The following is a 26,212-nucleotide window of genomic DNA, read 5'->3' as shown; positions in this document are numbered from 1 at the left end:
CTCCTCTCTTCGGGTTCGGCGCGCACGAAAAAGGCCCCGGCGGATGACGGGGCCTCTCGTGCGCGCGGGGATGGATCAGTGGCGGGTGGCGAGCTGGACGATCAGACCGACCGCGCCGGACGCGACCGCACCCGCGATGGCCACCCAGAACATCTGGCGGCCTGCGCTCATGCGGCTGTCGTCGGAAGCCATTTCGGTCTGGATCTTCGTGACGTCGACCTCCACCCGATCCAGCCGGACACCATGGGTGGCCAGCTTCTCGGTGTGGGTGTCGAGCTTGCCGTCGATGTGGTCGAGCTTGGCTTCGAGGCGGCCGAAGCTGTGCGCCAGCGCGGATTCATCCGTGGGCACGGGGATCACCTCATGGGTTCTTGGGCATGGGCAGTGGAGCGACAGGCTCCTGGTCGGGGATCGGGGTGACGGTCACCAGCTGGTAGTCCTCGGACTTCCCCGCCGATCCGGTCTCGGGGTTGCGGTTCGGCCAAGCCGTCGCCGTGACTCGGTAGTGCTGTTCGCCTACGGCGAGCAGCTGGCCGTTGTAGAGGGGAGCCGGGTAGCGGCCGCGCTCGACCAGTACTTCCCCGGTGTCGGAGTGGACGATCCGCGCGCGGGCGGGCGGCACCCCGGCGATCACCCGCACATAGCTCGCGTAGCAGGGCACGTACGGGGCCTCGGTCAGGACGGTCAGTTCGGCGGCACCGCCGTCAACCACCTGCTCCACGTACCGGCCGAGGTTCATGTCCATCACCATCCGCGGACCCGGTACGACCTTGACCGCCTGCAAGGTGTGCTCGTGCGCGGGGTCGAGGCCGGCGACCTGCACGAGGTGTCCGACCCATTCGCTCATCGCGTCCGGCCGGAACAGTCCGGTCGGTTCTTCCGGGGTGACGGTGATCGTCGAGACGACGCGGGTTCCGCCGCCGAAACCGGTACTGCTGGTCACGGTGTCCTCCAGTTCTATGGGCCCATGCGGCGGATGTTGAGCCGGGCGCAGGTGCGCCCGACCACGGTGGTGACCGCCGACCCGGCCGTGTGGAAGACCGACATGTAGACCACGGACCCGACAGCGAGACTCGGGAAGAACGCGTTCGCGTGCAGGATCTGCCCGTCGTTGGAGTTGAAGCCCGGCTTGTGGTCCTCGCCGCCGACGTTCGACACCGACGTGGATGTGCCGTTAACCAGCAGGAACATGTAGATGTCGGAGGCGGCGGTCTGGAGCGGGAATTGGGCGTCGACCTCGTAGGACCCGGCGGTGCGGATGGTGATCGTGTTCGCCACCGAGGGCACCCACATGGTGTCTGGGTTCGACTCGGCGACGTCGAAGTTGATCAGCACGTCCTGATTCGGCGGAAGGGACTGCCCGATCGTCTGCTTCACGCTTGCGTGCGGGACGTAGGACCGCGGCGTGGGCGCGCCCGTCACGATGGTGCTGAGGTTGTTGATCCCCGTCGACAGCAGGTTCAGATCCCCCTGGTGGACCAAGGAGCCGTCCGCGAACGTCGGCATTGTCACGAGTGGCACCCCCGCAACCGAACGAGCCGAGGGTGGACGTCAAAGGCTGGCACCGTGGCCACCTCCGTTCAGGTTGGTGGCCACGGCACTGGCCCAGATATTGATCAGTAGATCGGCGTCGTCGTCGAGCCGAGCACCCCGTACTGCGGATCCCCCAGCACCCATGCCGAGGGAACGAAAACCGGCGAGCACTGGAGATCGATCCGCCACGTCCCGGCGTCCGCGTCGATGTCGTGATTGATCTGCTCGACGTAGTAGTCCCCGCTCATGACCAGCTGGCCCGATCGGCGACGGATCGTGACCCGGCGTCCGAGCTCGAGCGAAAGCAGCGGACCCCACGCGCCCGGGTAGCCGACGGGATTGACCGTCAGCTTCTCGATGCGCAGCTTCGCCTGCCCGTAGCGGGCGAGGTAGAACGTCCCGGCCTGGCTGAGGTCGAAGTCGTTCGTGGCCTGCACGTTGTGGCTGAGGATCCGCTGCCCGTAGTCCGCCTTCGCGGCCGCGTTCACCATCGGCGGGAACTCGTTGTTTCCCGGCCTGGTCAAGTTGGCTTGAGAAAAGACGTACGTGGGGTCGACGTCGCCTTCGTAGTCCTCATACGGGATCTCCCCCGCCGCGGTGTCTTCGCCGAACACCATCGCCGGGATCTGCTGCTCTCCCCGGTATCGGGACTCTCGATCGTCGAAGATGACCACGCCGCCCTGATCGGCGTACACCAGGCCACGTTCGGACTCCTGGATCTCCTGGAGCACATCCAGGAGCATTCGCTTGGTGTAGTCGGTGTCAGGCGCGAGCCGCAGGCGACCGAGTGCCAGCCTCCAGTCCCCTGCCCAGTACTTATGCAGCAGGCGAGCGATTCGCACGCCTGCTCGCTCGCCTTCGTAGCCGACGCCACGCTGGTAGTGCCGGAGTACCTGCTCGGCGGTGAGCGCGTACGGGTAGGTGGCGAAGTTCGCGAAGGACGCCGTCGACACCGGATCACCGTTGACGGTCGTCACGTCGAAGTACATGTTGTCAAGCTGAACCGAGGACGACGGGGAAAATCCCAACGACACATCGCGCCAACTGGCCTGATCATCGACATACAACGACCAATTCCCATTGGAAAAAACTATCGCGAAATAATGCCATTCATCGCCTGGTAATGCGTTGTATTTCGATGTATCTATCGTCCACAGGGGGGTCGAACTTCCATTAGGGTCGGTAAATTCCGCCGCCAATCGGCCACCCGTGGTGAAGAAGCGAACGCCAAATTGTGGCCCGAAAACGGTATCGATTGTGTCCGTTCTTTCGCCTCGCTTCATTGAAGCCAGACCGAAATATATACACCCGTCTTGGAATCTAAACCAGCCCTCGTAGGTAAATGAGCGAGGGTTCATGGAGATCGAACCGCCACGCGTACCGACATACGTCACCTGCGTGATATCGGCCTTCACAGGCGGCGTGGTGTTCTGTTGCGTTATCGACAGCGCTGGTGTGCCGTCGAGGAATGAATCGCCGCCCCAGTTAACTGCGGCGCTATTACTGCCCAGCTGGGTGTATCCCGCCATGGGAGGGCCACCAGTTGGCCGGAGAATCCGTTGCGGGCCGCTGGCGTCGTTGAGCGGCGCGATGAGGTTCGGTCCGTCCGCTGAGATCGTCGCCTGGTAGCTTTCCGCGATCTCCGTGCGGGACAGGATCGCGAGTGCGTCCACCGCGGTGAGCGGACGGATTCCTCGGGTGCCGTGCATGTCGTAGTGCAGCGGGTACCGCTCGATGTAGCCGGAGTAGAGCCGGTACGCGGTCGGGCCCGTAGTGGTGAAGAGAGTCGGATTCAACCCGAACTCCAGCTGCACGGCATCGACGTAGAACCGCGTCGGCGCCCCTCCACTGCCGAAGATCTCCACCTTCTCGGCCATGTCGACCGCCCGCCACGACACGAAGATCCGTGTCCAGACGTTCTGGGCCGTCGCCGCGGGTGAAATGTGCTCGATACCCGCAGCGTCGGTGATCCGCAACTGCACCGTCGTGCCCGCTGTGGGTCGCACGTACGCGGACATCACCATGCGCAGGTCTGGGCCCACGACGATCGGCAGGCTCACGCCGAATCCGCGGCCCGCCGTCGTCTGCGTGACCTGCATCGACCTTGTACCGGTCCAGAAGTGCGCGGTCGACGTCGCCTGAGTGGTGCCCGCACCGCTTGGCCCGAACCGGCTGAAACCGGTCTCGAAGGATGCGTCAGCATCGTCACCGACAAGCGACTTGTTGATCATGTTGCCGGTGTTGGGCCATAGCGCAGTCACCCGCATCGCCCGATACGGCTTGATCTGCTGCCCGTTCTGATTCAACGGGCTGGCAGCATTCACCGGATTCAGGTTCTCCAGAGGGTCCGTCACCTCGAAGGTCGCAGTGCCGGCCTGTACCTGATCCAGTTCGTACTGGCGTCCACGTTGGATCGAGATCTTCCGGGCGACCGTACGACGGGCCCGCGAGTTCAACGAACGCCGCGTCTCGAACCCGACCACCTTCGGCGGGCCCAGGGTGAAGTCGGCGTACGGGATCAGCAGCGGCCGGTTCGGGTTCGGAATATCCCCGTTCCAACTGCTGGGGGACACAGGGAAGCGCCCCGCGCCGCCCAGCGCCGACACCGTCGCTCCAGCCCGAGAAGCGGCCGGTGCGTCGTTGGTGACCGTGTTCCCGATCGTGGCGCCGGGCGCTCCTCCCTGAGCTCCGGTCGGCCGGTCGGTGACCAGCGTGACCCCGATGGCCAGAGTGGTGCCTGGTGCGCCGGAGCGGGCCGCGCAGACAGTGTCCTGGACCGTCACGCCAATGAGGACCGGCCCATCCGCAGGGGCTCCCGTTCGGGCCGGGAACGGGACGTCCTCAACGGTGACGCCAATCGCGACCGCGTCAACCGGTGCCCCTGTGCGGGTAGGCACCGGAACACCGATCTCTAGCGGGACGTCGATTGCAACCAGGTCAACCGGTGTCCCGGTTCGCGAGGCGAGCGGTACGTCGAGGAGCGTGATCGGTTCGGGTGCGGTTCCGGCGAGCTTGCTCTCCGGAACACCCGTGCGGGCCGCCACAGGCACATCGCTGGCCAGCGACACCCCGATCGTGACGGCTTCGCGTGGGTTGCCGGTGCGCGCGGCCGCGGTGGGCCCTTCGATGGTGACCGGGACCAGTTTCCCCTGGTAAATCACCAGGGTTTCCAGCGTCGTCTTCGCCGTCCCCAGCGTCGGCGCCCAGGTCTGCACGGCGCCCGTCGATCCCAAGGTGGGGATCTTGTAGGAAGCGCGGACCGCCTGCGTCGCCGATCCCGCCGGGCTGAAAGCGCCCGGCAGGGTGTGCCACGAGTCCCCGCCGGCCTGGCTCGTGTCCTCGGTGTAGGCGTCCGTGCTGGGAAGCGGCACGAACAGCACCCCGACGACCAACGTGTACGTCGGATACGGCGGCGTCGGTGACAGCGAGTTCGTCGGCGTCGTCGTCACGGCTTTCGTGCCGTTCGGATCGACCATCCAGCGCCATCCGGATGGTGCCACCCCGGAGAACTGATCCACCGCGAGCGCGTAGTTTGCGTTGTTCGCGGTGAACCCCACCGAGATCGAGTCGCCTGCCTGCAACGGTGTGCTGACGACCGTCGAATAGACGATGTTCATGCCGTCACTGGATGACGTCCGCGTGTAGTCGGCCTGCCAGGCGTTCCCGCGCGAGTCTGACACGGCGGGCGGATTCGATCCGGAGCGATAGTTAAAGCTCGCGAAACGCAGCACAAGCAGGTCACCGGCAGGAACCCCGCCTGCAGGTACCGAAATGGACAGACCGGTGATGATCGTGCTGTTGGAACCGTTGGTACCCAACGACCTCACGAACGCGAACGACACGGCCACCCCTCCCCCGACCCGAAGCCCCGCGGCCGCCGACGACTACGGGTGGTAGATCAACAGCGTTCCCTGTGGCGACCACTGATCTGTGAACGTTCCGCCCTGCCCGGCCTGGTTCGAGCCGAAGTCGTGAATCGCGAGCAACGGCTGCGCGGCCGCCGAACCTGGCGTCCGGTCGGACAGGACCAGATACCGGGCTCCGGAGAACGTGGCCGAGGCCCACGCCGGGTTGCTCGCGGTGAACTGGGTGGCGCCGGAGCCGACGCATTCCCACACCACTGAGCCGTCCGTGACCGTGCCGCCGACGACCGTGGGCCACGTCGGCGCCGACGCGCCCGACGTTCCTCCCGATACGGCGCGGTAGAGGAACCCGTTACCAGGGGCGGGCCGCACAGTGAACTCCGCCGCGTACGCCGTCGCCCCCGCCCACGCGGTGCTCCAGCTGTTCGCAGCGACGTACGACACCGCTTTGCTGGTGAGCGCCACCCCGCCCGCCGTGTAGCCGTTCGCGGTCGGCAACTCCCCTGCCAGCGACGCAACATAGGCGTCGGTGTCGAGGTTCGGCGTGTAGCCGGTGCCGTGCAGGGTGGCGACGACGTTGTCGGTCACCCAGTTCCATTTCGCTTGTGCGGCCAGCGCGAGCGCCTGCCGGTAGAACTTGGCCACAAGGCCCCCTTCTGGTCAGCTGAAGGCCGGGGACCAGCCCGGCCCGTTGTTGCGCCCGGCGAACCGGATCACGATCTTCTGGACGAGTTTTTGCAGGTCGTTCTCGGTGAGGACCGACCCTGCGACGTTCAAGGAGACGTTCACAATCTGCGTGGAGCCGCCCCCGGAGACCGGCACGACCGGGGCGAGCCCTCCCCCGTTGGCGGCTGCCGCCCCACCGGCCTGGCCGCGGGTGCTCGACGCAGGGCGTCCGGTGACGCCGGTAGAGACGTTCACCGCGACCGCGGAGGCGTCGGTCACCCGCCGCGCCATCGAGGTAGCGGCGCTGACGGCCTGGTCCGCGTGGTCGTCGATACCCATGGCGAGGCCTTGCGCCAGGAACTGGCCGAGTTCGGCCATGATCCGCGACGGGGATTGGATGCCCAAGGCGGACTTGAATCCGGATACGATCCCGGACGCGAAGTCGCGGATTTTGCCCCAGATCCAGCTGGCGGCGCTCGTGATGCCGTTCCAGAGACCCTGGACCAGCCACTTTCCGGCATCCCACAGCCACGATCCGGCGTTGGAGAAGAAGCGGCCGATGTTGCCCGGCAGGTCGAAAAGCCAGCGCTTGACGTTCTCATAGCCGTTGACGACGCCCCGGTTCAGACCGGTCAGCAGGTCGATGCCCTTCTGGACAAGCCAGTTAGTGACGTCAGCGAAGAACTGCCGGACTTTGCCCGGCAGCTCGATGAACCACTGCTTGGCGTTCTCGTAGCCGTTGATGATGCCGCGCCCCAGCCCGAGCAGCAGGTCGCGGCCCCTCTGCACCAACCAGTTGTGCGCATCCGAAAGAAAGCCAATAATGTTTCCTGGTAATTCGCGCAGAAAGCGCACGGTCGCTTCATAGGCGGTTTTAATTCCGTTGGTGAAAGCCTCCCAGGCGCGAATGGCTGTTCGCGCGAGAAGTCCAGCTAGAAAACCGAGCGCAAATCCAATTTTTCGCGGTAAATCCTTTACCCACTGGATCGTTATCGCGATACCACGCTTCGTCGCTTCTACGGCCGAATTCCAGCCCCGGGAGAACAAATTCCGCAGCATCTGGCCCAGTGACGCGAGGCCAGCGAGGATCCTGCCGGGGAGCGCCTTCACCCAGTCGATCCAGCCGGAGATCAGATTGATCACCCAGTCGATCGCTGTAGAGAAGGCGTTCTTCACCGTGTTCCACAAATCGACGAAGAACGATGCGATCGAATCCCAGTTGTCGATCAGCAGATAGATCCCAGCGGCTAGCAGCAGGACGACCACGATGATCCCGGCGATGATCCAGGTCACGGGGTTCGCGGCGAAGCCCCAGAAGACCGCGAGCAGCGCGCTGAACGCGACGACGAGGATGACGCCAATGACGACCGCGAGGACTTTCGCCGCGGTCTCGTTCCGCGACAGCCAGCCGGTGACGTCGGCGACGACTCCGGCGATCTTGGAGAACACCGGAAGCAACTGGTTGCCCACGGAGATCGCCAGCGCGCCGAGCCCGGACTTGGCCTCGGACACCTTTTGGTTGAACGTGTGCTGGATGTGCGACCAACCGAGAACGTGCCCGCCGGCCTCCACCGTCGCGTCCGCCACGGTTTTCACCGACCGATTGGTGATATCGGCGTTCTCGCCGGTCAGCATCAACGCGACGTTCAGGCCGGTCGCGTCGCCGGTGGCCTTCGCGAGAGCCTGCCCGTAGGACTGCATGACCTGCGCGCCGGTCGTCTGGCCGGTGCCGAGCTGGTGCATGGACGCCGCGAGCGTTGCGAAGGACCGGGCCTGTGACGCCGAAATCGGATCCAGCGCCTTGGTATCCATAATGAACTGCTTCGCGGAGATGCTGCCGTTGAGCACGGCCTGGCCGAGCTTCTGCACCTCCGGCGGCAAGCCGCGGAGCGCGGTTTGCAGGTTGAGGATGACCCGCGAAGACTCAGGCCCCATCGAATCCCGGATCCGGTTCGCGATCATCTGGAGAGTGCCGGACAGCCCGCGCTCACCGAGGCTGCCCGCGAGGTCCTGCGAGTTGATCCCGAGGATCGCGAGTTCCTTTGCCTGCACCGAAGTCGGTGATTGCATGTGTCGGATGACGTCGGTGAGGTTCTGTGCCGACTGCCTCGCGCTCATGCCGTGCACGGTCATTGAGGCGAGCGACCCGAGAATGTCGTCCAGCGACACGTGCGCGGCCGACGCGACCGGCAACACAGCTGCCATCGCGCCCGTTAACTCCTGGAACGTGGACTTACCCACGGACGTCGCCGCGACCAATTTGCTGGTCACCATGGCGGCGTCGTCGGCCTTGAGGTGGTAGTCCACCAGGACCGACGTCACCGCATCGGCGACCGTATGCAACTCGGCGTTCTCAGCCTTCGCGCCCTCGGCGGCCGCGCGCAGCACCTTGAGCCCGTCCGCGCCGTGCTGGCCACCGGAACCGATGGTGTACATGGCTTTCGACAACTCTTCGGCCGAGTAGCCGACCGACCCGGCCATGTCGAGAATGCCGCGCCGGACCATCTCCAGATTGTCCGCGGTCTCACCGGCCGACGTGACCAGCCGAACCGTGCTGGCCTCGAAGTCACCCGCCATCTTCACGGTCACCGCGGCCGCGCCGATCCCGACCGCACCGATCGCCAGCGCGGCCTTCTTCAGCTGCTCGACCTTCCCGGCCGTCGTCGCCGCCGAAGCCGCGGCCGCCGCGTCGATCTTCGCGGCCATCGCCGCCGTCGACGCCGCCGCGCGGGCGTTCGCGGCCTCCATCTGCGTTGTGGCGGCGATCGTCTGCGCCGCCATCCGCTGATAGGCGATCCCGTACGACAGAGCCATTTCGTCGGCCTTGGTCGTCATCGCGCCCATCGACAGCAGGAGCTTCTGGTTCTCCCGGATGATCGTGGCCGCCGAAGCGGTAATCTTCGCGGCCATCGACTCCCCGGCCAGGCCGGCAGCCTGAAACTGGGGGAGCAGCTCGGAAGCATTTGAGCGGAGCCGGATGTAGAGATCAGCGACTTCCTGCGCCACAACCCACCCCCTTCGGTTCGTGATCGAGCAGGGGAGTGCAGCGGGTCAGCCCAGACGCAACCAGCCGGACGCGCCGTACATCTCGTCGTAGATCCAGCGCGCCGGACCGTTGACCACGAAAAGGAAAGCCGGTTCGAGGAACGGGTACTTCGCACCGTTCTTAAGCCCGGTCTCCAGGTACATGCCGTACTTCGACGACGGCGTCTTCGACCGACGCGCTCCGTACGACGGGTACTGCCCGGCCGCGATGCCGACCTTGACCTCCCAGCCGAGACCGGACGGAAGGACCGCGGTGCGGACGATCGAGCGGTACAAGGTCCCCGAGATCTGCGCCGGACCGGTACCCGGCCACGCCGGGGTTTTGGTGCCATACGGGTGTTTCCCGACGCTGGCGTTGATCCGGGCCTGCTTCACGATCAGGTCCGCGATCGGCACCAGCGCCGTCCGGGTCCGCAGCCCCGTCTCCGCACTGATCCGCGCGAACACCGCGGACAGCAGGCCGGGCGCCAGTTCACGCTCCATGAGCCGCCCTCTCTCGTTCGTGCTCGGCCATCGCCTTGTCGTGCTCGGCCTGCTCGGCGGCGAGCCTGGCCTGCATCAGGTCCCAGCAGTACCGCCGCACGTACTCCGGCGTGGCATCCAAATCGGACCAGGACCAGCCCATGTAGCGCATCAGCTCGAAGTCGACGAACTCCGGCGGGGGAGGCCCGGAAGACCACGTTCCCTCATAGATCGACTCGGCAGGCCAGAGCAGATCTTCGAGGTACGGGCTCCCGGGCTCTACTGAGGGTTTTGGGCGGCCTTGACGTTGTCGGTGATCGCGGAGATAACCTCCAGCGGCAGGCCAGCGGCCGACTCCGGCGTCAGCGGGAACGTCAGCAACGGCTGGTCGAGGGGCTGCCCGCTCTCGTCGAGACCGTCCACACGGGCATCGTAAAGGCGGCCGCCGATGATCAGGCGCGCCATCAAGCTGTTCACCGCGGCCGTCGCCTGCGCCCTGTCCGGGGTGCCGTCCGGGCCCAACGTCACCGCATCGGCCTCCAGTTTGGACATGGTCTGCGTCTTCGGGTTCCGGAAGACGACGAAGATGTCCTCGCCGTCCTCGGCGAGTTCGGGGAAGTGCGTGGTGATCACGCGGTTGGCGTATCCGGCCATAAGGGACTCCTCGGGAGAAGGTGTTGCGGGACAGGGGAAAGCGCTGCCGGACGGGTCCGGCGGCGTGTGGCGTCAGTAGACGCCGGGGTGGAAGTTGCGCAGCACGACGGCGAGCGAGCCACCATCGGTGCCGTTGTAGATGCCGCTGATGCTGTAGGACGCCTGCACGTAGTTCCCGCCGACGTCACGCGACGCCTTCTCGACGCCCGTCTTCGACGTCGTGATGGCCAGCGACGTACCGCCCGCCGTGATCGGCTGCGTCAACGTCGCCGTCGCGGGCAGTTGGACGTTGTTGCGGTACAGGTCGTAGTCCACCTGGGACTCGAAGATCGCCTTGTACGAGCCGTCGACCGACAGCGGCCCTTGGAAGATCTCGCGCGGGCCCTGCGTGCCGTCACTCGACTGGATCGGGTCGACCGGCCGCTTGATCGTGTAGTCCAGCGACAAGCCACGGTTCGAGGCCGACCCGGCGTTCACCATCGACCACTGCCAGCCCAGCAGTGGAGGCTGCCCGGTGAAAGCCGGTGAGAACGTCGCCTGCGACGTCGCGGGCATCGACGTCATCTTCACTGACATGGTGACCGCATTCTTCGGGTCGATCTTCAACCCGAAATCACTGATCGTCGCGTACGTGTAGCCCTGCGGATTCCCGGTCGTGTCGTCGAGGGTGATCGCGTACGAACGCCGTGGCACGAAAGGGTTCTGGCGGAACGTGTGCGTCGTCTGGCCAACGACGGCCGCGTTGATCAGGTGCCCCTTGGTGAGCCCGCCCACTGGCGTCACGATCGGGATCTCGTACGGGCCGGTGCCCGTCGCGGCACCGGTGACCGCGTACTCGATGTTCTGCCCGGTGTCGAGCATGATCGTCGACCCGGCAGGGATCGACACCGCGGTCTGGATCGACGTCGCACCAGCGGCGGCCGCGGCCGCCAGCGTCGTCGAGACACCAGGCGTGACGACGTCCGGGCCCACGATCCCAGCCAGGAACAGGCCGAGCAGATCGGGGTAGGCCATGACGTCCAACGACCATGTGCCGTGCACCGGGCCCTGGTACATGCCCTGAAGTTCAGAGTCGTTGTACCGGTAGGACTCGTCTTTGATGGACCCGATCACGTCGTCGAAGTCCGCCTTGGTGAACGGAATCGAGTACGACGGGACAACGTACGTGCCGGGGGTGACTTCGGGGGCGATGCCCAGTTTCGTGAGCCTGGACAGCTGGGTCATCGGCTACTCCTTCACGGTCGATTCGTCCTCGCCGCCAGCGGTCGGTGCTTCGGCGACGGCGGACTTCTTCCGCGCTGCCACGGAGACCCGGCTCGGGGTCTGCTTGCCGGGCGGCGGGTTGATGGGCTGGGGGAGCGTGGTCGGGTCCGCAGGTTTGTCCGGCTCCGTCACGGATTCCGGCTGCGGGTCGACCGAGTCCAGGCCGGTGATGGGATCAGGCCAGTCCACGACCTCGCCGGGCTGCACTTCCTTCGGGATCCCCGGGACCGTGATCGGCCACGGGCTGTTGTTGATCTGTCGCATACGAAACTCCAAGCAGGACAAGGGATGCGGGGTCAGATGAACGCCTCGTCCTGCGCCTGCCACATCACGTCAGCACGGAGCAGGCCATCGACAGCGGTGTTCTCGACCGGCGAGTAGTGCACGGTGATCTCCGTGCGTGCGGGCGCTTCGGCGACGGCGAGGAACCGGCCGCCGTGGGTGTGATCCCCGAGCAGGCCGCGGACCCGCTCGATCAGCAGGCCGATCGCCTCGTCGAGAGCGTCTTGCTCAAGCTCGGCGATATTCGCCGTGACCGTGGTGGTGCCGAGCGGCCAGTAGATCGCCGCCCGGAAGGAGTACGTCGCCAGCTTCCGCTCATTCGCCCACCGGTCGTCGGTGTAGTTGCCGGGCAGCAGGTACAGGCCGGCGGCCCGTGTCGGCGGTGTCCTCGGCATCCGCGCCTGCACGACCCGGAAAGGACCGCCGTCCGCCTGAAGCAGTGCGGGAAGCCCGTCGCCGGACAAGACGAGCCATTCCGCTTCGCGCTTGATCGCGTCGCCGATACCGGGCACGGCTCAGTCGCCGTCCCCGGCCGGGGCGTCGAGTGCGGCCCGCACGAACGAGTCCTTCGCGGACAGCAGCGAACCCAGCCCGCGCGTCAGCATCGGACAGTCGGGCAGGTGGTCGATCATGTCCTGCGCGAGGTCGTGCACCGCCTGGCTGACCGCGCGCAACCTGTTCGGCAGGTGCTCGTACTCGAAGTAGCGTGCGAGATCGCGGACCGCCTGATGGCGGCCTTCCAGCCTTTCCACGTTCACCTCATGAAGTCAGGGGAGGACACGCCCCGGCCGGAGCGGTCAGGTCTTGCGGGCACGGCGCTTCTTCCGATGCCGGGTCTTCTTCGGCGGCTTCCACACGCGGTGGTGCGGAACGCGGCGACGGACGACGATCCGGGTTCGGCGCGCCCGGTGCTTGATGACCACGCGGGTCCGTTTCCGGTAGGAGCGCGCCGAGATCAGCCGGTACTGCTGGGCGTGGTGGCTGCCCCGCCTGACTCGTCTCGTTCCGCGTCGCTTCCCGGCGTGCGATACCGCGCCATGCCGGGCAGGGCGCCGAAGCCGTCTGGTCGCGGTGCCGCCGTGGCGGCCGCGAGAGTTCTTCAACCGCGCCCGCGCGTTCGGGTCGAGCGGTCTCTTCGGCTTCGCTCCGGACGCGCGTCGCTTCTTCTCCCAGTAGGCCTTGAGCGCGGCCGAGATCTTCGCTTTCGTCTCGGCCGACAGCGGATGACCCTTGTGGGACTTGCCTTTCCGGGCCCGGTTTCGCTGCCGAGCCGCCTCGGCGAGCCGCGCCCGGCCCTCCGGGGTCAGGTGGTACGTCCTGGCCATCGGATCAGTCGCCGCGCTGGTACGGGCTCAGCCACGACACCGCCAGCGCCTCCAGCGCATCCGGATCGTGCCCGTGCGTCGTTTGCAGCGGCGCCAACTCGCGGCAGGCGATCGCGGCCGCCATGTACTTGCACGCGCGCCGCAGGTCAGACGGCACGGTCGTGTACCCGCCGGAGTACCGCACCGTCGCGTACGACCCGATCGGCAGCCACGTGCCGAGCCGGAACCACACGTGCCCGGTGTCGACGTCCGGCCCCTCGAAGCCGCCCCCCACGAGATCCTGCCCGCCGCCGTAGGAGCGGGTGACCGCGATGGACAGGTCCGAATAGGACCAGAACTCCGGATAGTGCGGCGCACACTGGTGCAGCCAGATATGCCGGACCTGATCCGATCCCGAGTTCAGCGACGTCGCCCACGATCTGCCCAGCTGACCAGCCAGATCCAGCGGTATCCCTGCCGACCCCGAAAACTCGTCCGGGTCCACACCGGACAACCGATGCGTCTCGACGAGCCCGGTGAACGGCGCCAGCCGGCGACCTACCTCGGTTTCGCACGCGCGGGTCGCCTCGGCCAGCATGTCCGTGATTGCCGCCGGGGAGAACCCATGCACCAAGTCCGCGAACGCCCCCTGCGTCAGCTGTTCCGCCGTGCACAACGGCGTCGGGCTGTCATCGGGCATCGGTGATCACCTCCAACGGCGTCCAGGGCGTCACCCCTGCGAAGTGGTCTTCCGGCTACCGCCGCGACCGCGCGGCTTCGGACCCTCCGGTTCGGGCTCCGGAGCGGGGTCGCTCGTCTCCGGTTCGCCGCTGGCCTCACGGGCGGCGAGACCGGCCAGGTTCGCCTCCAGCCCGACGTCCGTCGTCACCGCGGCCGCGGCCTTCTCGGCAGCGACCTGCGCGGCGAGCGCTTCGAGGTCGACCAGGCCACTGGCCTCCGGTTCCGGCTCGTCGACGGGCTCGTGCTCGTGGAAACCGCCGTCCGGGATCTCCAGCAGCTCGGCGGCCTGCTCGGGGGCGACGTCGACCACCGCGCCGTCGCTATCCCACGTGTGGCCGTACGAGTCGCTGCCCGCACGGTCCTTTCGGATCAAAACCATGACTGTCCAATCACGACAGAAGAAGGGAGAGGGAGGGGCGCGGCCGCCACAGTGGTCGGCCGCGCCCCGGATGCCGCGTCAGATCAGAGCTGGGTGTTGACCCGGTTGATCACGCCGAGGTACTTCGGTGCGCGCAGCGCCAGCGTGGTGTCGGCGACGATCGCGTACGGCAGGGTGTCCGGGCTGTCGGTAGTCGGGTAAACATCCAGCGGCTCCAGCTCCCGCACGTACGGGCGGAACAGGTTCTCGCGGTCGCGCGACACGAGGTAGATCGACTCGTTGCCGGTGGCGGGCGGGAACCGGTTCGCGTTGCCGCCGACGTAGACCGGGTTCGGCTGCGCCGGGGCGGTCGCGCCCGCCTTCGGGATCAGCGTGGCGCCGGTGTCCACGATGGACGTGGCCATGATCGGGGTCTTGCCGTCCGCCGCGAACCCAACGACGGCGTCCACGACACCGAGCAGGGTTTCGGTGCCCGCACTGGTGGAGCGGTAGACCTTATAGAGGAGCGGCTGCGCGCCCTCCAGGCCGCCCGGGACAGCGAAGCTGAGCGTCACGGTGTTCGTGGCGCCGGTCAGCGCCGCGGTGGTGACCGGCGCCGACGCGGCGATCTCGCCCTGGCGTTCCATGACCGCAGAGATGCGGTAGTTGTAGGTGCCCGCCGCCAGGGTGCCGCCGGTCGACGCGCTTGCCTGCGTGACCGTCCCCATCGTGTAGGTGCGGGTCGACAGGAACGAGGACTTCACGATCGGGATGCCCCGGTAGGACGGCACGAGCAGACCGGCCGCGACCTCGACGCGGTCCTCGAACCGCTGCTGCGCCTGGAGCAGCTGCGACATGCGGGACTGCGCCGTGTTGCTCATGACGAACATCCACTGGCTGTCGAACACGCTCATCGCGGCGTTGGTCTCGACCATGTCCGCCAGCTCGTCGAGGTGCGCGAGCGAGAAGCTGGCGCCGCCCTTGTCCTGGGCGTTCTGCTCAGAGCCGGTGAAGTTACCGACCAGGGAATCCAGGCCGTCGAACTGCGGGTAGGCGCCGTTGAGCGTGGCGGCCGCGTTGCCCCACAAAACCGACGTCTCCATGTCCCAGTAGAGACCCTGGATCGAACCCTCGATCTCTCGGGCACGCAGATCACCGATCACCTGACGGGTGACCGCCTGGGCGTAGCCGGTGACGCCGCCGACCGTCTGGAGGTGCGTCATGTTGAACGCGTACTGCTCGTAGGTGCTCGCGGTCAGCGGTCGCGCGCCGCCGTCCTGCACGTGACCACCGCGAGGGTTCCGGGTACGGCGGTTGAAGTAGTAGACGTCCGAGTCCCAGCGGCCGGACGGGATCGAGCGGACCAGCGGCGAATAGCGACGCTGGTACTCCAGCAGCTGCGGGTCGATGATCTTCGGGATGAGCGCGCCGACACCGGCCGCGCCGAGGGCTTCCTTGAGTTCGTTGCCGTTCACGGCGATGGTCCTTCTTTCAGGCACGAAGAAGCCCGCCACAGGTGTGTGGCGGGCCGGGGGTGGGCGACCATCGCTGCCGGACGGCACCAGCTGGATGCTGGCGGTCAAGACGAGGGGATGAAGCAGAGAAGAGGGATCGGCGCGGGCCTGCTCCCCTCAGGGCAGGACCGCGCCGGGGGATCGGCTACTGCGGCTGCCGGTAGATCGAGCGGGGGCCCATGATCGTCTGCTCGGTGGAGGGGCGCAGGTACTTCGAGCGCTCCTCCTCGGTGTAGGTGTGCAGCGGCTTCTGCGGCCATTCCGCCGGGAGGCCGTAGTCGGCGCCGACGAAGTTCGCGGCACCTGCGGCCGCCACGCTCTCCGTGGCGCCGGGCACCAGGCCCTTCCGCGCGGGGAGCCCGCCGGCTGCGGCGTGGCCCTGGAGGGCGGCGGTGATGCCGTCCTGCACCAGGCGCGCGATGCGCTGCTCGTCGGTCTCCGCCACGGCCGGGGCGACAGGCGCGGCCGCCGCTGGTGCCGGGGTGGCTGCCGGGGGAGCGGTCTCCGTCGCGGCCGCCGGGGTTTCCGGCGCTGCCTCGGCGGCCGGAGCCGTCGCTTCGGCGGGCTTGGCGCCGCCGATCCGGGCCAGCAGGGCGTCGAACTGGTCGCCGGTCAGGGTGATGCTGGGCGCGGCCGCCGGGGTGTCGGCCGCCGGGGTGGTGGGCTCCGTCATCGCGGGCTCCTCTCCTGGTGTGTCGGCGATGGCCACCGGGGCGGTCACCGTCTCGTCGGGGGTGTCGGCCACGGGTGCGGCCTCGGGTTCGGGGGTGGTCTGCTCGGTCTCGACCACCGCGGCGTCGGGGTCCTCGGTGGCTGCCTCGGTCGGCTCGTCGCCGCCTCCGGTTTCGCCGTCGAGATCGGGATCGATGGCCAGGAGCGCGGAGAGCGCGCCGTCCATCGCGGCCTTGCCGATCGCGGGCAGCTGGTCGGCGTCGAGGTACCAGGACGACACGCACACGCAGATCGGGCCGTTGGTCAGCTCGACGCGGAACGATCCCGACTCGTCGCCGAACATCTCCAGCGCGCTGGACTCGCCGACCGGCGTCACCGGGCCGGACAGAACCCCAGCCGTCGCGGTGAGGCCGTGGCCCTCCAGGGCCCGCGCGATGCGCTGCCGGGCGCGCTTCAGCTGGGCGGGGGTGTACTCGGCGGTCACGCTCTCCTGCGTGAACGCGTACCAGGCGTTCACCGTCTCGGCGGCTGTGCCGAGCGGGTACCGCTGGCCACGGCCGGTGTAGCCGTTGTCGGCGTAGGTGACGCGCGGCTGCTCGGCGGCCGCGGGTTCGGACGCTGGGGTCACGGGGCTTTCCTCCTTGATCGGGGTGGTGTCCACCAGCGCTTCCTGCACGGACTCGTGGATGACGGTGCGACCAGCGGACTCAGTGGCGCCGGCCTCGGCCGGTTCAGTGCGCTGCACGGCGTCGACGCGCGCACCCGGCACGCCGGGGCTCTTGGTGAAATCCAAGCCGTCCAGCTCCAGGTCGTCGCCGGTCTCGACGGGCCCGCCGTCCGGGCCGGACTCGGTGCGGACCGGCCCGAGCCAGAACCCCCGGATCGACACGCCCCGCAAGAACTGGCGCCCCTCGGAGTCCGGCTCGATCAAGTCGAGAATGTCGCGGGCGGTGCCCGTCGTGGCCATCTCGGCGGTGAAGTGCACGGCGCCGGTCTTGTCCATCGACAGCTCGACGACCCGCCCCACGATCTCCGTGGAGTCGTCCTCGGCGTCGTGGTGGGTGAGCATCGTCAGCGGCATCCCGTCCGGATCGGCCAGGCGCTCCTGCGCCCGCGCCACCATCCGGGCGATCAGCTCCCGCGTGTACAGCCGCCGGTTGCGACTCACGCCCGGCTTGATGGCGACACCGGTCGCGATGGCGAGCGCGCTAGCGGCCACGGCGGGCACCTCCTCCTCGAGCTGGGGGCGTCGCCGCCCGGATCGGCGCGGCGGCCGCGGGGAAGATCTGGCGCAGCTTCGCCCGAACCTCCGGGGAGTCGAGCGCGAGGAGAAGCAGCTCCATGAAGTCCTCGATCTCGCCGTCGGCGAGGACGTCGTCCCCGCCGCCGGGAGGCCGGGGACGGGGACGCATCCGCTCCGGTCGACGCGGGGAAGACGAGGACCGGATCGGGGACGGGGAACGCGTCGGGGACAACCGGGGAGACGGGGAATAAGAGGGGGACACGCAGGTCACCGGCCATAAAGGGCGACGGCGACGCCTTGCAGGCTGGGGGTCGTGCCGCTGACGGTGAAGACCAGTCGTCCCCGCTCAGGGAGCACCAGCGGCTTGGCCGCGTGGTGCAGTCCCCCCGATGCCTGCGCCGTCCCCGGGGTGGTCAACTGGGGAGCGGCGAGCCCACTGGGGAACCACTTGTCCCCGGCGCCCTTGATCTCCAGGGACACGTCCAGCGTCGGGGCGTCTCCGGCGACGGCGTCCACGGAGACCGACAGCCACAGGTCGGTGAACTCGCGGAGGCTGAACTCCTTCGAGGTGACCGTCGCGGTGAGGGTCGAGCTGATGCCGGACGAGGCACGCGACCAGACAAGGCGCCCGTGGGGCAGGTAGTTCATCGAAGACCTCCGAGCAGGTAGGGGGCGACGTCGAGCGCCGTCAGCGGCGACGTGGGAATCAGGACGCACCGGCAGTACGGGTGCAGCGGCGGTGTCGGGGCGCTCCCAACCGGATACGGGCTGGCGGACTCGGCATCCATGCAGTGCCCGCACACCAGCGCACCTCCCACCGTCACGAAGTCCACGTCCCAGGCGCCGTGCTCCCGGTAGAGGGCGAGGCCGGCACGCGCGAACTCGGCGCCCATCGCGACGTCCATGCCGACCGTGAGCGCGCGCAGCTCGTCGCCGTCGAGCAGGTCCCACACGGAGCGGACCATCTCGTCGTAGTCGGCGCCGTCGTCGGCGAGCCGGGCCAGGACGGCGGCCACGTCGTTCGCGGCCGCGCGGATCACCGCGGCGATCACCGCGGCGGCGAGGGCCGGGTCTGCGGGGTGGTCGGTGTAGGCGTCGCCGAACACGGCGGCGACGTTAAGCGGCCCGTACCCGGCTTGTTGCGTGGCCAGCGCGAGCGCCCCGGCCCAGCCTTCACCCCAGGCCGCCCGGAGCGCGTCGGTGACGAGAAGCGCGAGGTTCTGGAACCTCGGGTCGTGCCGGTCTCGGGCGATCCCGGACAGCAGCAGAAGCGCGGCCGCAACCGCCTCGGCGCGGTGCCGGTCGCGCGCTTCGGGATCAGCTGACTCGGACGTGAGCGAGAGCCGTCGCCGGAACGCGGCCACCGATCCAGCGACGTCCATAGTGACCGTGAGTGACTTCCACGCGGTGGTGACGAGGCGAGTTCGCTCGTCGACGAGCGCGTCGCGTCGCGCGTACACCTCGGCCCAGATGCCTTCCAGTTCGCCGAGCCGGACGGTCGCCTCCAGCACCCCGGGCTCCGTGTCGTGCTCGCACGCGAGCGCCACGGCGGCCGCGCATCCCGCCCGAACCCGGTCGGTGAATGGCCCGCCCGTGGCGGCCCATCCGGAGACGTACGCGAGCCGGGCGGCGTCGGCGAACTCGGTCACGAACACCTCCCCGGGGACGAACGACAGTCGGGGACACGGCCTTGCCGCAACGGGGACCAGCGGCACTGAATCGCTCGGGCGAGCCCGGTCGGGAACGGCGAGTGAAGAGGGGAGTGAACGGGGAGCGGGACCGGTCGGGCACCGCTCCGGGGACGTCGCGGGGACGCCGGATTCCCGGTTTCCCCGCTGTCCCCGCGCCGGGGAGGAATAATCCGGCAAGTGTTTGACCTGCGTTTTCCCCATCCCTGTGGTCCCCGCGCGGGGACCGCCTCGTCAGTGGCGACTAATCCGCCGGGCGGGGAAAACGTGGGGAGAGAAAGCCGGTCAGGGACGTCGACTGAACCGGAACCGGAACGGATCCCAGCGGGGAACCGCGGAGATCCCGTCCGATCGGCTGGCCCCGTACTGGTCCCGCGCGGACCCACCGAGTCCCGCCGTCTGGGGATAGGCCCGGTCGCGCAGCAGACGCACCCCGGCGGGCTGAGTGTCCACCGGCAGATCAGTGTCGGAGGCGAACCCGTAGCCGGGGAGAGTGACGGTCCACTGTCCGTCCACCTTCCGGATCGAAGGCCTGCGGCGCGGCACCGGTCAGCCCTCCGCGGGCACGTGCCACGTCCCCGGCTCATGATCGAGGCGGGTACACAACGCCGGTCGAGGACGTCCTTCGGCCACCGGTTCGCCCTCATCCATCGGGATCTCGTCTACGAAGAAATGACCACGGGGAGTGAACACGGCGAGGGACACGGCCGTCGCGTCGTCGTCTGGCGGCGGGTCGTTCGGCACGAGCGTGGTGACCGCCGCGAGGCACTGCGCGGGGCCGTCGTCCCACTGGGCGACGTAGTGAACGATCTGCGCGAGCGCGGCGGACACGGGTACCTCCAGAGGGGTCGGGGAGCTTGGCCCGGCCACCCCGCCGCACACGGCACGTGCGCGCGGTCGGGGTGGCCGGGAAGTGCCGGCCTGGGAGTGCTCACCCATCGGGGAGCACTCGGCCAGGGCGGCATGAGGCCGCAGACGCGGCGCGCCTGGAACCGCCATTTACGGGGATGAGGTCCGGCGCGGCACGCGTCCGCGGGGTCAGGCCTTCGGAATCAGTGCGGCCATGTCGTGGGCGCGCACCGGGTGCGGCTGCTCCGGAGCGGGCTCCGGCGCGGCCGCAGTGTCGTCGTCATTCACGCGGCCGCCAGTTCGGCCAGCGCGGCGTCGCGGCGGGCGAGGTAGCGGCTGTGGAACTCGGCGATCCGGGCTCGGTCGCCGCCGAACAACTCGGTCGGCTCGCCGTCCTTCTTCGTCGCCTTGTCCTTGCCGTCGTCGTCGACGGGCTCGGCCTGGTCCTCGTCGCCGCCGACACCGACGTCCGGCTCCTCCTCGCCAGGCTCTCCGGCGAACGACTTGAGCTGATCCGGGATCGGTTCGGGATCCGGCTTCACCAGCTGCACCGGCGTCTCCTCGTCAGCCGGTTCGCCGGCCTCCAGCGACGTCCCGCGCAGCAACGCGGCGATCTGGGCTTGGCCGTGCGCGATGACGTCGCGCCACAGGAACATCCTCGTGCCGACCACGAACACCGGCTCGTCACCGCCGGGGACCGGCGGCTCGCCGACCTCTGCGCGGGCCCGGTTCAACGTCCACAGACCGGTGGTGACGCGCTTCTCCCGGATCTCCTCGATGACCTTCGAGTCCCGCATGTCGACCGGCTTGAACTTCAACGTCCAGCCGGTGATCTGGAAGCCGCCAGTCACCAGCGCCGACACCAGCTTCTCCAGCAAGATCGCGGCGATCGGGTCGCAGGTGTTGACCTCGTAGCTCTTGCGCTGCGACTCGCCGGTGCCGCCACCGAGGTTCCCGGACTCGATGACGCCGACCTCGGCCGGAGGCACGCCGTAGCAGGCCAGGATCTCGTCGCGTTTCTGCGACAACGTCTCTAGCGCTTCACCGATCTTGGCCTGCTGAAGCTCGGTGATCTTCCCGCCGCCCTTGGTGGTGATCGGTGTACCAATGTTGCGCGGCCCAACGTTGCGCACCATGTGCTGCGATGCCCACTTCGTGATCTCAGCCGGAGAGTAGTCCCGGGGGAGATCGGCGTGGATCTGAGCAGGGTTGCCCTTCCGGTAGATCTCTTTCAACGTCGCCGCGGTGAACAGCCAGGTCGTGATCGGCAATAACGCGGCCTGCGTCGGCGCCACCCCGAACATGCCGCTGCGTGGGGCGTCCAGGCTGATGTGGATGACCTCGCGCGGCTCGAACTCCGCGCGCTGCCCCTGGTCGGTCACCTGCACGTAGGAGGTGATCTCGCCGTGCTCGTCGGCGATCGGCAGCATCGATGGCGCGTCCAGTGTGTACAGCGCCACCGGTACCCGGCCCAGCCACACGATCTCGATGTACGCGTCACCGAACACCAGCAGGTCCGCGATCGTGGACCGGAGCAGCTGCCGAATGTCCTCGCGTGGGTTGCAGAACTTCAGCAGCCGCTCCAGCGCCAGTACGTTCGCGGGCTTCTCCGGCTGCTCCTGGTCGCCCTGACCGTCGTCGTTCACCCAGTCCGTGACCAGCCCGCCAGCGGTGATCGTGCGCGCGATCGCGTTGGTGCACGCCCACGACCACGGGCACGCCAGGAACGCCTCGTACAGCTGCTGCATGAGGCTGCGCCGGTCGGTCTGCGTCGCCGTGCCGACGCCCTGCGACGTCTCGGTCAAGCCGCCCGGCCCGACGCCGTACTCGAAACCGCGACGCGGCGCCGCCGGCTGGGCGAGCGCCACCGGCGCCTTCGCTTCGGTGACCTTGTCGCCGCGCCGGAACCAGCTGCTCCAGAAGGCCATGACGCACCTCCTGTTCAGTTGTCGTCGGCGGTGACCACCGCTCCGCGCGGGGTATCGGTGGTTCCGTCCCAGCCGGGGCGATTGTCGGCGCGGTAGGCGTAGTCACCGATCCGATGCACGGCGCCCGCGCCGTCTTCACCCGGCGGGGCGGGCACGAACTCGGGCCCGCCACCCAGGTTGATCAGCAGGTAGCGCAGAGCATCGGCCGCGTGGTCCTCGGCCGCACTGTCAATGTCTTCGGGGTCGCCGGTCGTCGCGTGCGGCAGCGTCGGCAGCGTCCGGATCAGGTTCTCGACGGTCTCGAACGCGTGCAGCTTCGGGCAGGTCTCCCAACCCATCGCGCGGTGCAGCACGCACGCCGGGCCCTCCGCGAGGTAGGAGTGCACGCGCTGCCAACCGGGGATCCTGCCGCCCTTCCCCGCCGGGGTCAGGTACACGCCGCCATCGGCGTAGGCGTCGCTGATCGGTTTCGCGTCGCCGCGCGTCGCCCACATCGCATCGTCGCCGAAGCGGGAACCGACATGCTCGTCGTCGGCTTCGGCCGCGAGGATGCGCCGCGCCTGCTCGGCTTCGCCGACCCGCGTCGCGTACAGCTCGCGGTAGACCCACACGCGGCCGTCTTCGTCGACCGCGGCCCACAGCGTGCACCACGGGTTCGAGTAGCCCCAGTCGATGCCGTTGTAGCGGCGCCACGACGACGGCAGGCTGACCGGCTTCACTACGTGCCGGTCGAACGACCATTCGCTGAATGCCTGACCGGCGAAGGTGTCCCAGTCGCCGTCGCGGAACGCCTTCCGCAGCTGCTCGGGCAGAGCGTCCAGGTCGTGCGCGTACTCCGCGTTCACGTACGGGTTGTCCGACAACTTGGAGGGGATGAACCGTACCTCGCGCTTGCGGACGTCCACATAGGTCTTCGTGCCGTAGTTCGTCGGCTTGATGAACCGGTCTCGTACGAACCCGTGACCCGGGCCGCCGGGGTTAGTTCCCGATCTGATGCCCAGCACCGGAACGTCCTCGCGGCCGGACCGAAGCCGTGACTCCAGAAAGGACACCACGTTCGGCGGGGTGAGGGTTCGCTCGTCGAACAGCAACAGCTGGTACTGGCCACCCTGCCGCCGCGTCGCATCCTGAAGGCTTTCGGCGTAGCGGAACATCAGCCTCGACCCGTTGCTGAACGACAGGTTGTACTTCGTGCCGTTCCAGGAGGCGCCCAGCTCCCGCGCGAACCCGACCTCGGCCAGCTCGGCGAGCAGACTCTCCTCAAGCTCCGGATAGGTGCGGCGGAACGCGCCGACACGAAGACCGGGATGGCGTACGCACGCTCGAAGGCCTTCCATCAGCAGCGCGCGGGTCTTCCCTCCACCGGCCGCGCCGCCGTAGAGGACATCGAATTCCGCGGCCGCGTGGAACTCCGTCTGCCGGGGCGTGGGTGTGTAGCCCAGCACCTCGAACACATCGAGATTCCGAAGGCGGGCGGTTTCGCGCCGCTCGTGCTCAGCCTTCAGTTCCCGCAAACGGTGCAGCTTCAGTAGCCGCAGCTCCGTCAGCGAGTTCGGCTTCGAGCTTTCGGATCTCCTGGTCGACGGCGTCAAGAGTGATCACCTCGACCTTCGCGGGCTTGTCGAGGCCAAGCAACTTCCGCCGTTCACCAATCAGCCGGCGGCACGTCTCGATGGCCAGCAGGTCACCCTTGATCGCGGCAGGCCATGCCGCCGCTTGAAGCCTGTCGAGCCGCATCAGCTCGACGTTGCGCAGCTCGTCGACGGCCGCGGCCGCCTCCTGGATGTACGCCGTCATCGCCCGCTGAATGTCCTTGTGGGCGGCCTGCCGCGACGAATATTCGAGCCGTTCGGCGATTGTCTCGTAGTCCATTCCGGCGAGACGGAGCCTGATCGCGTCAGCCCGCCGCTTCGCGGTGGCCGCGCGCTGCTCCTTCGACGCACCCACGAGAGGTCACCCCCTCGCGGTCGGACACCTACCAGAGCTGAGCGGGCTGAGGCACGCGCAGCGTGTCCAGGAACGTCGCGCCGGGCGCGACGGGCCGGACGGTGCCGGGGAAGACCCCCTTCATCACCGTTCGCTGGACCTCGCCGAGCGCTGTGCGCCGGTCCAGGACCGCGGGGTGCTGGTAGCCCTCCGCGACCTGACGTCGATACGCAAGAAATCCCTCGGCGTTCCGGAACCGGCAGTGCAGCACCAGGTGGCAGATCACGCAGAGCCCGACGAAGCTGGTCGGCTCGTCGTAGTTCTCGTGGTGCGCGTCGATGATGCCCTCGGATTGGCCGCACGCCGAGCAGAACGTCGGCCGTTCGACTCGGCCGGCCGCGAATTCCCGCGTGAGCCACGCTTGCACGCGTTCGCGTTGCGCGCCCGTGAAGCCGTTGTACGTGGAGAGTCCCATCGGAAAGTCCTCAGTGGATTCGGTGCGTTGCTGACCGGAAAACACTACCGGGAACCCCCGACGCGACAACTACTTCTTCGACGACGGCTTCCGGCCGTCCTCGGCCGGGTACCAGGCCGCCGAATACGCCCAGTCCTTGATGCCCTTCACGGCGAACACTCCGTCCTGCGCGAGCAGGTTGACCTCGTCGAGCGTCGCGCCCATCTCGGTGGCGATCTCCTGCGGGTCCATCGCGTGAACCTCGATCAACTCCCGCACGATCTCGCTCATGGACACCGCAACGTGGGTTCCCTTCGCGCGGTTGATCCGGATCGTCATGAGCATCGCGCTTGGCCGGTCGACGTCGAGCACCGCCACCGGCACCTTCCCGCCCCAGCGTTCCCGCACCTGCGCGGCCAGGCGCTTCCACTTCCCGTGACCGTCCGGTCCACCGCTGGAGGAAAGCCGCCACCGATGGAAGCCGTCGATGATCAAACCGGACGGGTTCACCAGAAGTGGCTGAATCCACCCGGTGGCCAGCATCGAGCGGGCCAGCAGCTTGAGCTCGGCCCCGTGCACCCGGTTGGGGTTCCAAGTGTTCGCGTCGAGCAGGTCCGCGTCCACCCACTGAAGGTGGTCGAGCGGGTCGGCCCCGGCAGGGGTCGGTTCGAGCGTCGTCGTCATCCTCGCGTCCCCCGTTGCGCCTGGTCGGATTTGGTCTGGTCGGCGAAGGCCTGCGGCAGGATCCGCCGCTTGTACGCGCCGGAGGTGAACTGCTTCAACACGTATGGCAAGGGGAAGCTGTCCGGGGCGCGGCGTGCGGCGACCTTCACCCGCGCCAGCGCCTTCTTCGCGTTCGCCAGTTCCGCGGCTTCGTCGAAGTGGTCGGTGATCCACTGCTCGATGCCGTCCCACGATTCGGCGTAGCGGGCGAGGATCCCGGCCCGGTCGATCTCCGCGTGATACCGCTCCTGGAGCGCCATCTCCGGAAAGATCTCCATCACCTGGTCGTAGAAGACCGGCTCGGTGGCGCGCAGGTAGTGCAGCGCCTTCGCTGACTCGGGGATCAGCGGTGTTGCCACGCGCAGAGCATTCCCGGCCCACGCCTGTGCGTCGTAGATCGGGCAGTACCGGATCTTGTTGTCGTAGAAGAACCGCAGGACGTCGTTCTCCTGCCAGTCGAACAACGGCTTGCACAGCGACGCCTTCGGCGTCGAGCTGGCGCAGATGTAGTTCTCGTTCAGCTTCACCACCGACGACTGCCACCGCATCAGCGACTCCGAGGCACGGACGCCGGTCATGATCGCGACCTTGCCCGTGTACGGGGCCGCGAGCACCGAGTCCATCGTCAGCTGCGAGAACACCGTGTCCGGCGGATGGCCGAGGTCGTCGAGCGTCGTCGCCCAGGCCGGCGCCGGGCGCACGTGCTCCCGGTTCGGATCCCACTGGATGTACCGGGACGTCTTGCCGAGCACGTACTTCGAGGAGATCAGCGGCACCGCGTACCAGGTCATGTTGACCCAGGGCAGCTGGCGGTACGTGTCCACGAAGGACAGCACGGTGTCCGGGATGACCTCCTCGTCCCGGAACGCCACGTTGACCGCGGTAAGCCCGCGCTCCTGCGCGACCTCCCACGTCAGGTGCAGCAGCGCCAGCGAGTCCTTCCCGCCGGAGAACGCGACCACCACGTTGTCGACCAGGTCGTAGATGTGGTGAATGCGCCGCCGCGCCTCGTCGACCACGTTCGCGTCGATGTGCCTCTTCACC

The 26,212-nt window shown here is 68.0% G+C and carries 29 protein-coding genes; all 29 read right to left on the bottom strand.

The window, feature by feature from the left end; genetic code table 11:
- Window positions 1-75: 75 nt before the first annotated feature.
- On the bottom strand, window positions 76-351 hold the full coding sequence (locus tag ACZ54P_RS37990; protein WP_465466456.1) for a hypothetical protein: 276 nt from the start codon (window positions 349-351) through the stop codon (window positions 76-78).
- 10 nt (window positions 352-361) lie between these two features.
- Window positions 362-943 carry a hypothetical protein gene (locus ACZ54P_RS37985; RefSeq protein WP_465466455.1) on the bottom strand — a complete coding sequence of 194 codons (582 nt, stop codon included), beginning with the start codon at window positions 941-943 and terminating at the stop codon, window positions 362-364.
- 14 nt (window positions 944-957) lie between these two features.
- The gene (locus tag ACZ54P_RS37980) at window positions 958-1,512 is read right to left on the bottom strand and encodes a hypothetical protein (RefSeq protein WP_465466454.1); all 555 of its coding nucleotides are present in this window, start codon (window positions 1,510-1,512) and stop codon (window positions 958-960) included.
- Between the two features lie 104 nt (window positions 1,513-1,616).
- Window positions 1,617-5,375 (bottom strand): hypothetical protein, encoded by a 3,759-nt coding sequence (locus ACZ54P_RS37975; RefSeq protein WP_465466453.1) that lies wholly within the window; start codon window positions 5,373-5,375, stop codon window positions 1,617-1,619.
- A gap of 42 nt (window positions 5,376-5,417) precedes the next feature.
- On the bottom strand, window positions 5,418-6,041 hold the full coding sequence (locus ACZ54P_RS37970; RefSeq protein WP_465466452.1) for a hypothetical protein: 624 nt from the start codon (window positions 6,039-6,041) through the stop codon (window positions 5,418-5,420).
- Window positions 6,042-6,056: 15 nt separating this feature from the next.
- A complete protein-coding gene (locus ACZ54P_RS37965; RefSeq protein WP_465466451.1) occupies window positions 6,057-9,068 on the bottom strand; it encodes a phage tail tape measure protein in 3,012 nt (1,003 codons plus the stop codon).
- Between the two features lie 45 nt (window positions 9,069-9,113).
- Window positions 9,114-9,590 carry a hypothetical protein gene (locus tag ACZ54P_RS37960; RefSeq protein ID WP_465466450.1) on the bottom strand — a complete coding sequence of 159 codons (477 nt, stop codon included), beginning with the start codon at window positions 9,588-9,590 and terminating at the stop codon, window positions 9,114-9,116.
- On the bottom strand, window positions 9,580-9,741 hold the full coding sequence (locus tag ACZ54P_RS37955; RefSeq protein ID WP_465466449.1) for a hypothetical protein: 162 nt from the start codon (window positions 9,739-9,741) through the stop codon (window positions 9,580-9,582). The genes ACZ54P_RS37960 and ACZ54P_RS37955 overlap by 11 nt, the downstream gene beginning before the upstream one ends.
- A gap of 107 nt (window positions 9,742-9,848) precedes the next feature.
- A complete protein-coding gene (locus tag ACZ54P_RS37950) occupies window positions 9,849-10,223 on the bottom strand; it encodes a hypothetical protein (protein WP_465466448.1) in 375 nt (124 codons plus the stop codon).
- A 72-nt stretch (window positions 10,224-10,295) separates the two neighbouring features.
- The gene (locus tag ACZ54P_RS37945; protein ID WP_465466447.1) at window positions 10,296-11,447 is read right to left on the bottom strand and encodes a phage tail tube protein; all 1,152 of its coding nucleotides are present in this window, start codon (window positions 11,445-11,447) and stop codon (window positions 10,296-10,298) included.
- Between the two features lie 3 nt (window positions 11,448-11,450).
- The gene (locus ACZ54P_RS37940; RefSeq protein WP_465466446.1) at window positions 11,451-11,750 is read right to left on the bottom strand and encodes a hypothetical protein; all 300 of its coding nucleotides are present in this window, start codon (window positions 11,748-11,750) and stop codon (window positions 11,451-11,453) included.
- Between the two features lie 32 nt (window positions 11,751-11,782).
- Window positions 11,783-12,280 carry a hypothetical protein gene (locus ACZ54P_RS37935; RefSeq protein WP_465466445.1) on the bottom strand — a complete coding sequence of 166 codons (498 nt, stop codon included), beginning with the start codon at window positions 12,278-12,280 and terminating at the stop codon, window positions 11,783-11,785.
- A gap of 3 nt (window positions 12,281-12,283) precedes the next feature.
- On the bottom strand, window positions 12,284-12,520 hold the full coding sequence (locus ACZ54P_RS37930; RefSeq protein WP_465466444.1) for a hypothetical protein: 237 nt from the start codon (window positions 12,518-12,520) through the stop codon (window positions 12,284-12,286).
- Between the two features lie 45 nt (window positions 12,521-12,565).
- On the bottom strand, window positions 12,566-13,093 hold the full coding sequence (locus ACZ54P_RS37925) for an NUMOD3 domain-containing DNA-binding protein (protein WP_465466443.1): 528 nt from the start codon (window positions 13,091-13,093) through the stop codon (window positions 12,566-12,568).
- Between the two features lie 4 nt (window positions 13,094-13,097).
- Window positions 13,098-13,772: a hypothetical protein gene (locus ACZ54P_RS37920; protein ID WP_465466442.1), complete on the bottom strand. Its 675-nt coding sequence runs from the start codon at window positions 13,770-13,772 to the stop codon at window positions 13,098-13,100.
- A gap of 30 nt (window positions 13,773-13,802) precedes the next feature.
- Entirely contained in the window at window positions 13,803-14,192 is a 390-nt protein-coding gene (locus ACZ54P_RS37915) for a hypothetical protein (RefSeq protein WP_465466441.1), read from the bottom strand.
- Between the two features lie 83 nt (window positions 14,193-14,275).
- A complete protein-coding gene (locus tag ACZ54P_RS37910; RefSeq protein ID WP_465466440.1) occupies window positions 14,276-15,646 on the bottom strand; it encodes an SU10 major capsid protein in 1,371 nt (456 codons plus the stop codon).
- A gap of 184 nt (window positions 15,647-15,830) precedes the next feature.
- Window positions 15,831-17,576: a hypothetical protein gene (locus ACZ54P_RS37905; RefSeq protein ID WP_465466439.1), complete on the bottom strand. Its 1,746-nt coding sequence runs from the start codon at window positions 17,574-17,576 to the stop codon at window positions 15,831-15,833.
- On the bottom strand, window positions 17,566-17,769 hold the full coding sequence (locus ACZ54P_RS37900; RefSeq protein WP_465466438.1) for a hypothetical protein: 204 nt from the start codon (window positions 17,767-17,769) through the stop codon (window positions 17,566-17,568). The genes ACZ54P_RS37905 and ACZ54P_RS37900 overlap by 11 nt, the downstream gene beginning before the upstream one ends.
- A gap of 98 nt (window positions 17,770-17,867) precedes the next feature.
- A complete protein-coding gene (locus ACZ54P_RS37895) occupies window positions 17,868-18,248 on the bottom strand; it encodes a hypothetical protein (RefSeq protein ID WP_465466437.1) in 381 nt (126 codons plus the stop codon).
- Window positions 18,245-19,249, bottom strand: coding sequence for a hypothetical protein (locus ACZ54P_RS37890; protein WP_465466436.1), 1,005 nt, complete (start codon window positions 19,247-19,249; stop codon window positions 18,245-18,247). The genes ACZ54P_RS37895 and ACZ54P_RS37890 overlap by 4 nt, the downstream gene beginning before the upstream one ends.
- A 324-nt stretch (window positions 19,250-19,573) precedes the next feature.
- Entirely contained in the window at window positions 19,574-19,804 is a 231-nt protein-coding gene (locus ACZ54P_RS37885) for a hypothetical protein (RefSeq protein ID WP_465466435.1), read from the bottom strand.
- A 33-nt stretch (window positions 19,805-19,837) separates the two neighbouring features.
- Window positions 19,838-20,119, bottom strand: a complete 282-nt coding sequence (locus ACZ54P_RS37880) for a hypothetical protein (protein WP_465466434.1) — start codon at window positions 20,117-20,119, stop codon at window positions 19,838-19,840.
- Window positions 20,120-20,421: 302 nt separating this feature from the next.
- Entirely contained in the window at window positions 20,422-22,065 is a 1,644-nt protein-coding gene (locus tag ACZ54P_RS37875) for a phage portal protein (RefSeq protein ID WP_465466433.1), read from the bottom strand.
- Between the two features lie 14 nt (window positions 22,066-22,079).
- A complete protein-coding gene (locus tag ACZ54P_RS37870; RefSeq protein WP_465466432.1) occupies window positions 22,080-23,579 on the bottom strand; it encodes a terminase large subunit domain-containing protein in 1,500 nt (499 codons plus the stop codon).
- Entirely contained in the window at window positions 23,560-24,012 is a 453-nt protein-coding gene (locus tag ACZ54P_RS37865; protein ID WP_465466431.1) for a hypothetical protein, read from the bottom strand. The genes ACZ54P_RS37870 and ACZ54P_RS37865 overlap by 20 nt, the downstream gene beginning before the upstream one ends.
- Window positions 24,013-24,040: 28 nt before the next feature.
- Window positions 24,041-24,466, bottom strand: coding sequence for a hypothetical protein (locus ACZ54P_RS37860; RefSeq protein WP_465466430.1), 426 nt, complete (start codon window positions 24,464-24,466; stop codon window positions 24,041-24,043).
- Window positions 24,467-24,535: 69 nt separating this feature from the next.
- Window positions 24,536-25,129 carry a ParB N-terminal domain-containing protein gene (locus ACZ54P_RS37855; protein ID WP_465466429.1) on the bottom strand — a complete coding sequence of 198 codons (594 nt, stop codon included), beginning with the start codon at window positions 25,127-25,129 and terminating at the stop codon, window positions 24,536-24,538.
- The gene (locus ACZ54P_RS37850; RefSeq protein WP_465466428.1) at window positions 25,126-26,211 is read right to left on the bottom strand and encodes a phosphoadenosine phosphosulfate reductase domain-containing protein; all 1,086 of its coding nucleotides are present in this window, start codon (window positions 26,209-26,211) and stop codon (window positions 25,126-25,128) included. Before ACZ54P_RS37850 ends, ACZ54P_RS37855 begins: the two co-directional genes overlap by 4 nt.
- Between the last annotated feature and the right edge of the window lies 1 nt (window position 26,212).

This window comes from Amycolatopsis sp. NPDC034160 (assembly GCF_055575355.1).
Note: the sequence above shows the minus strand (reverse complement) of the source record. Positions and strands in the feature narration are given on the sequence as shown.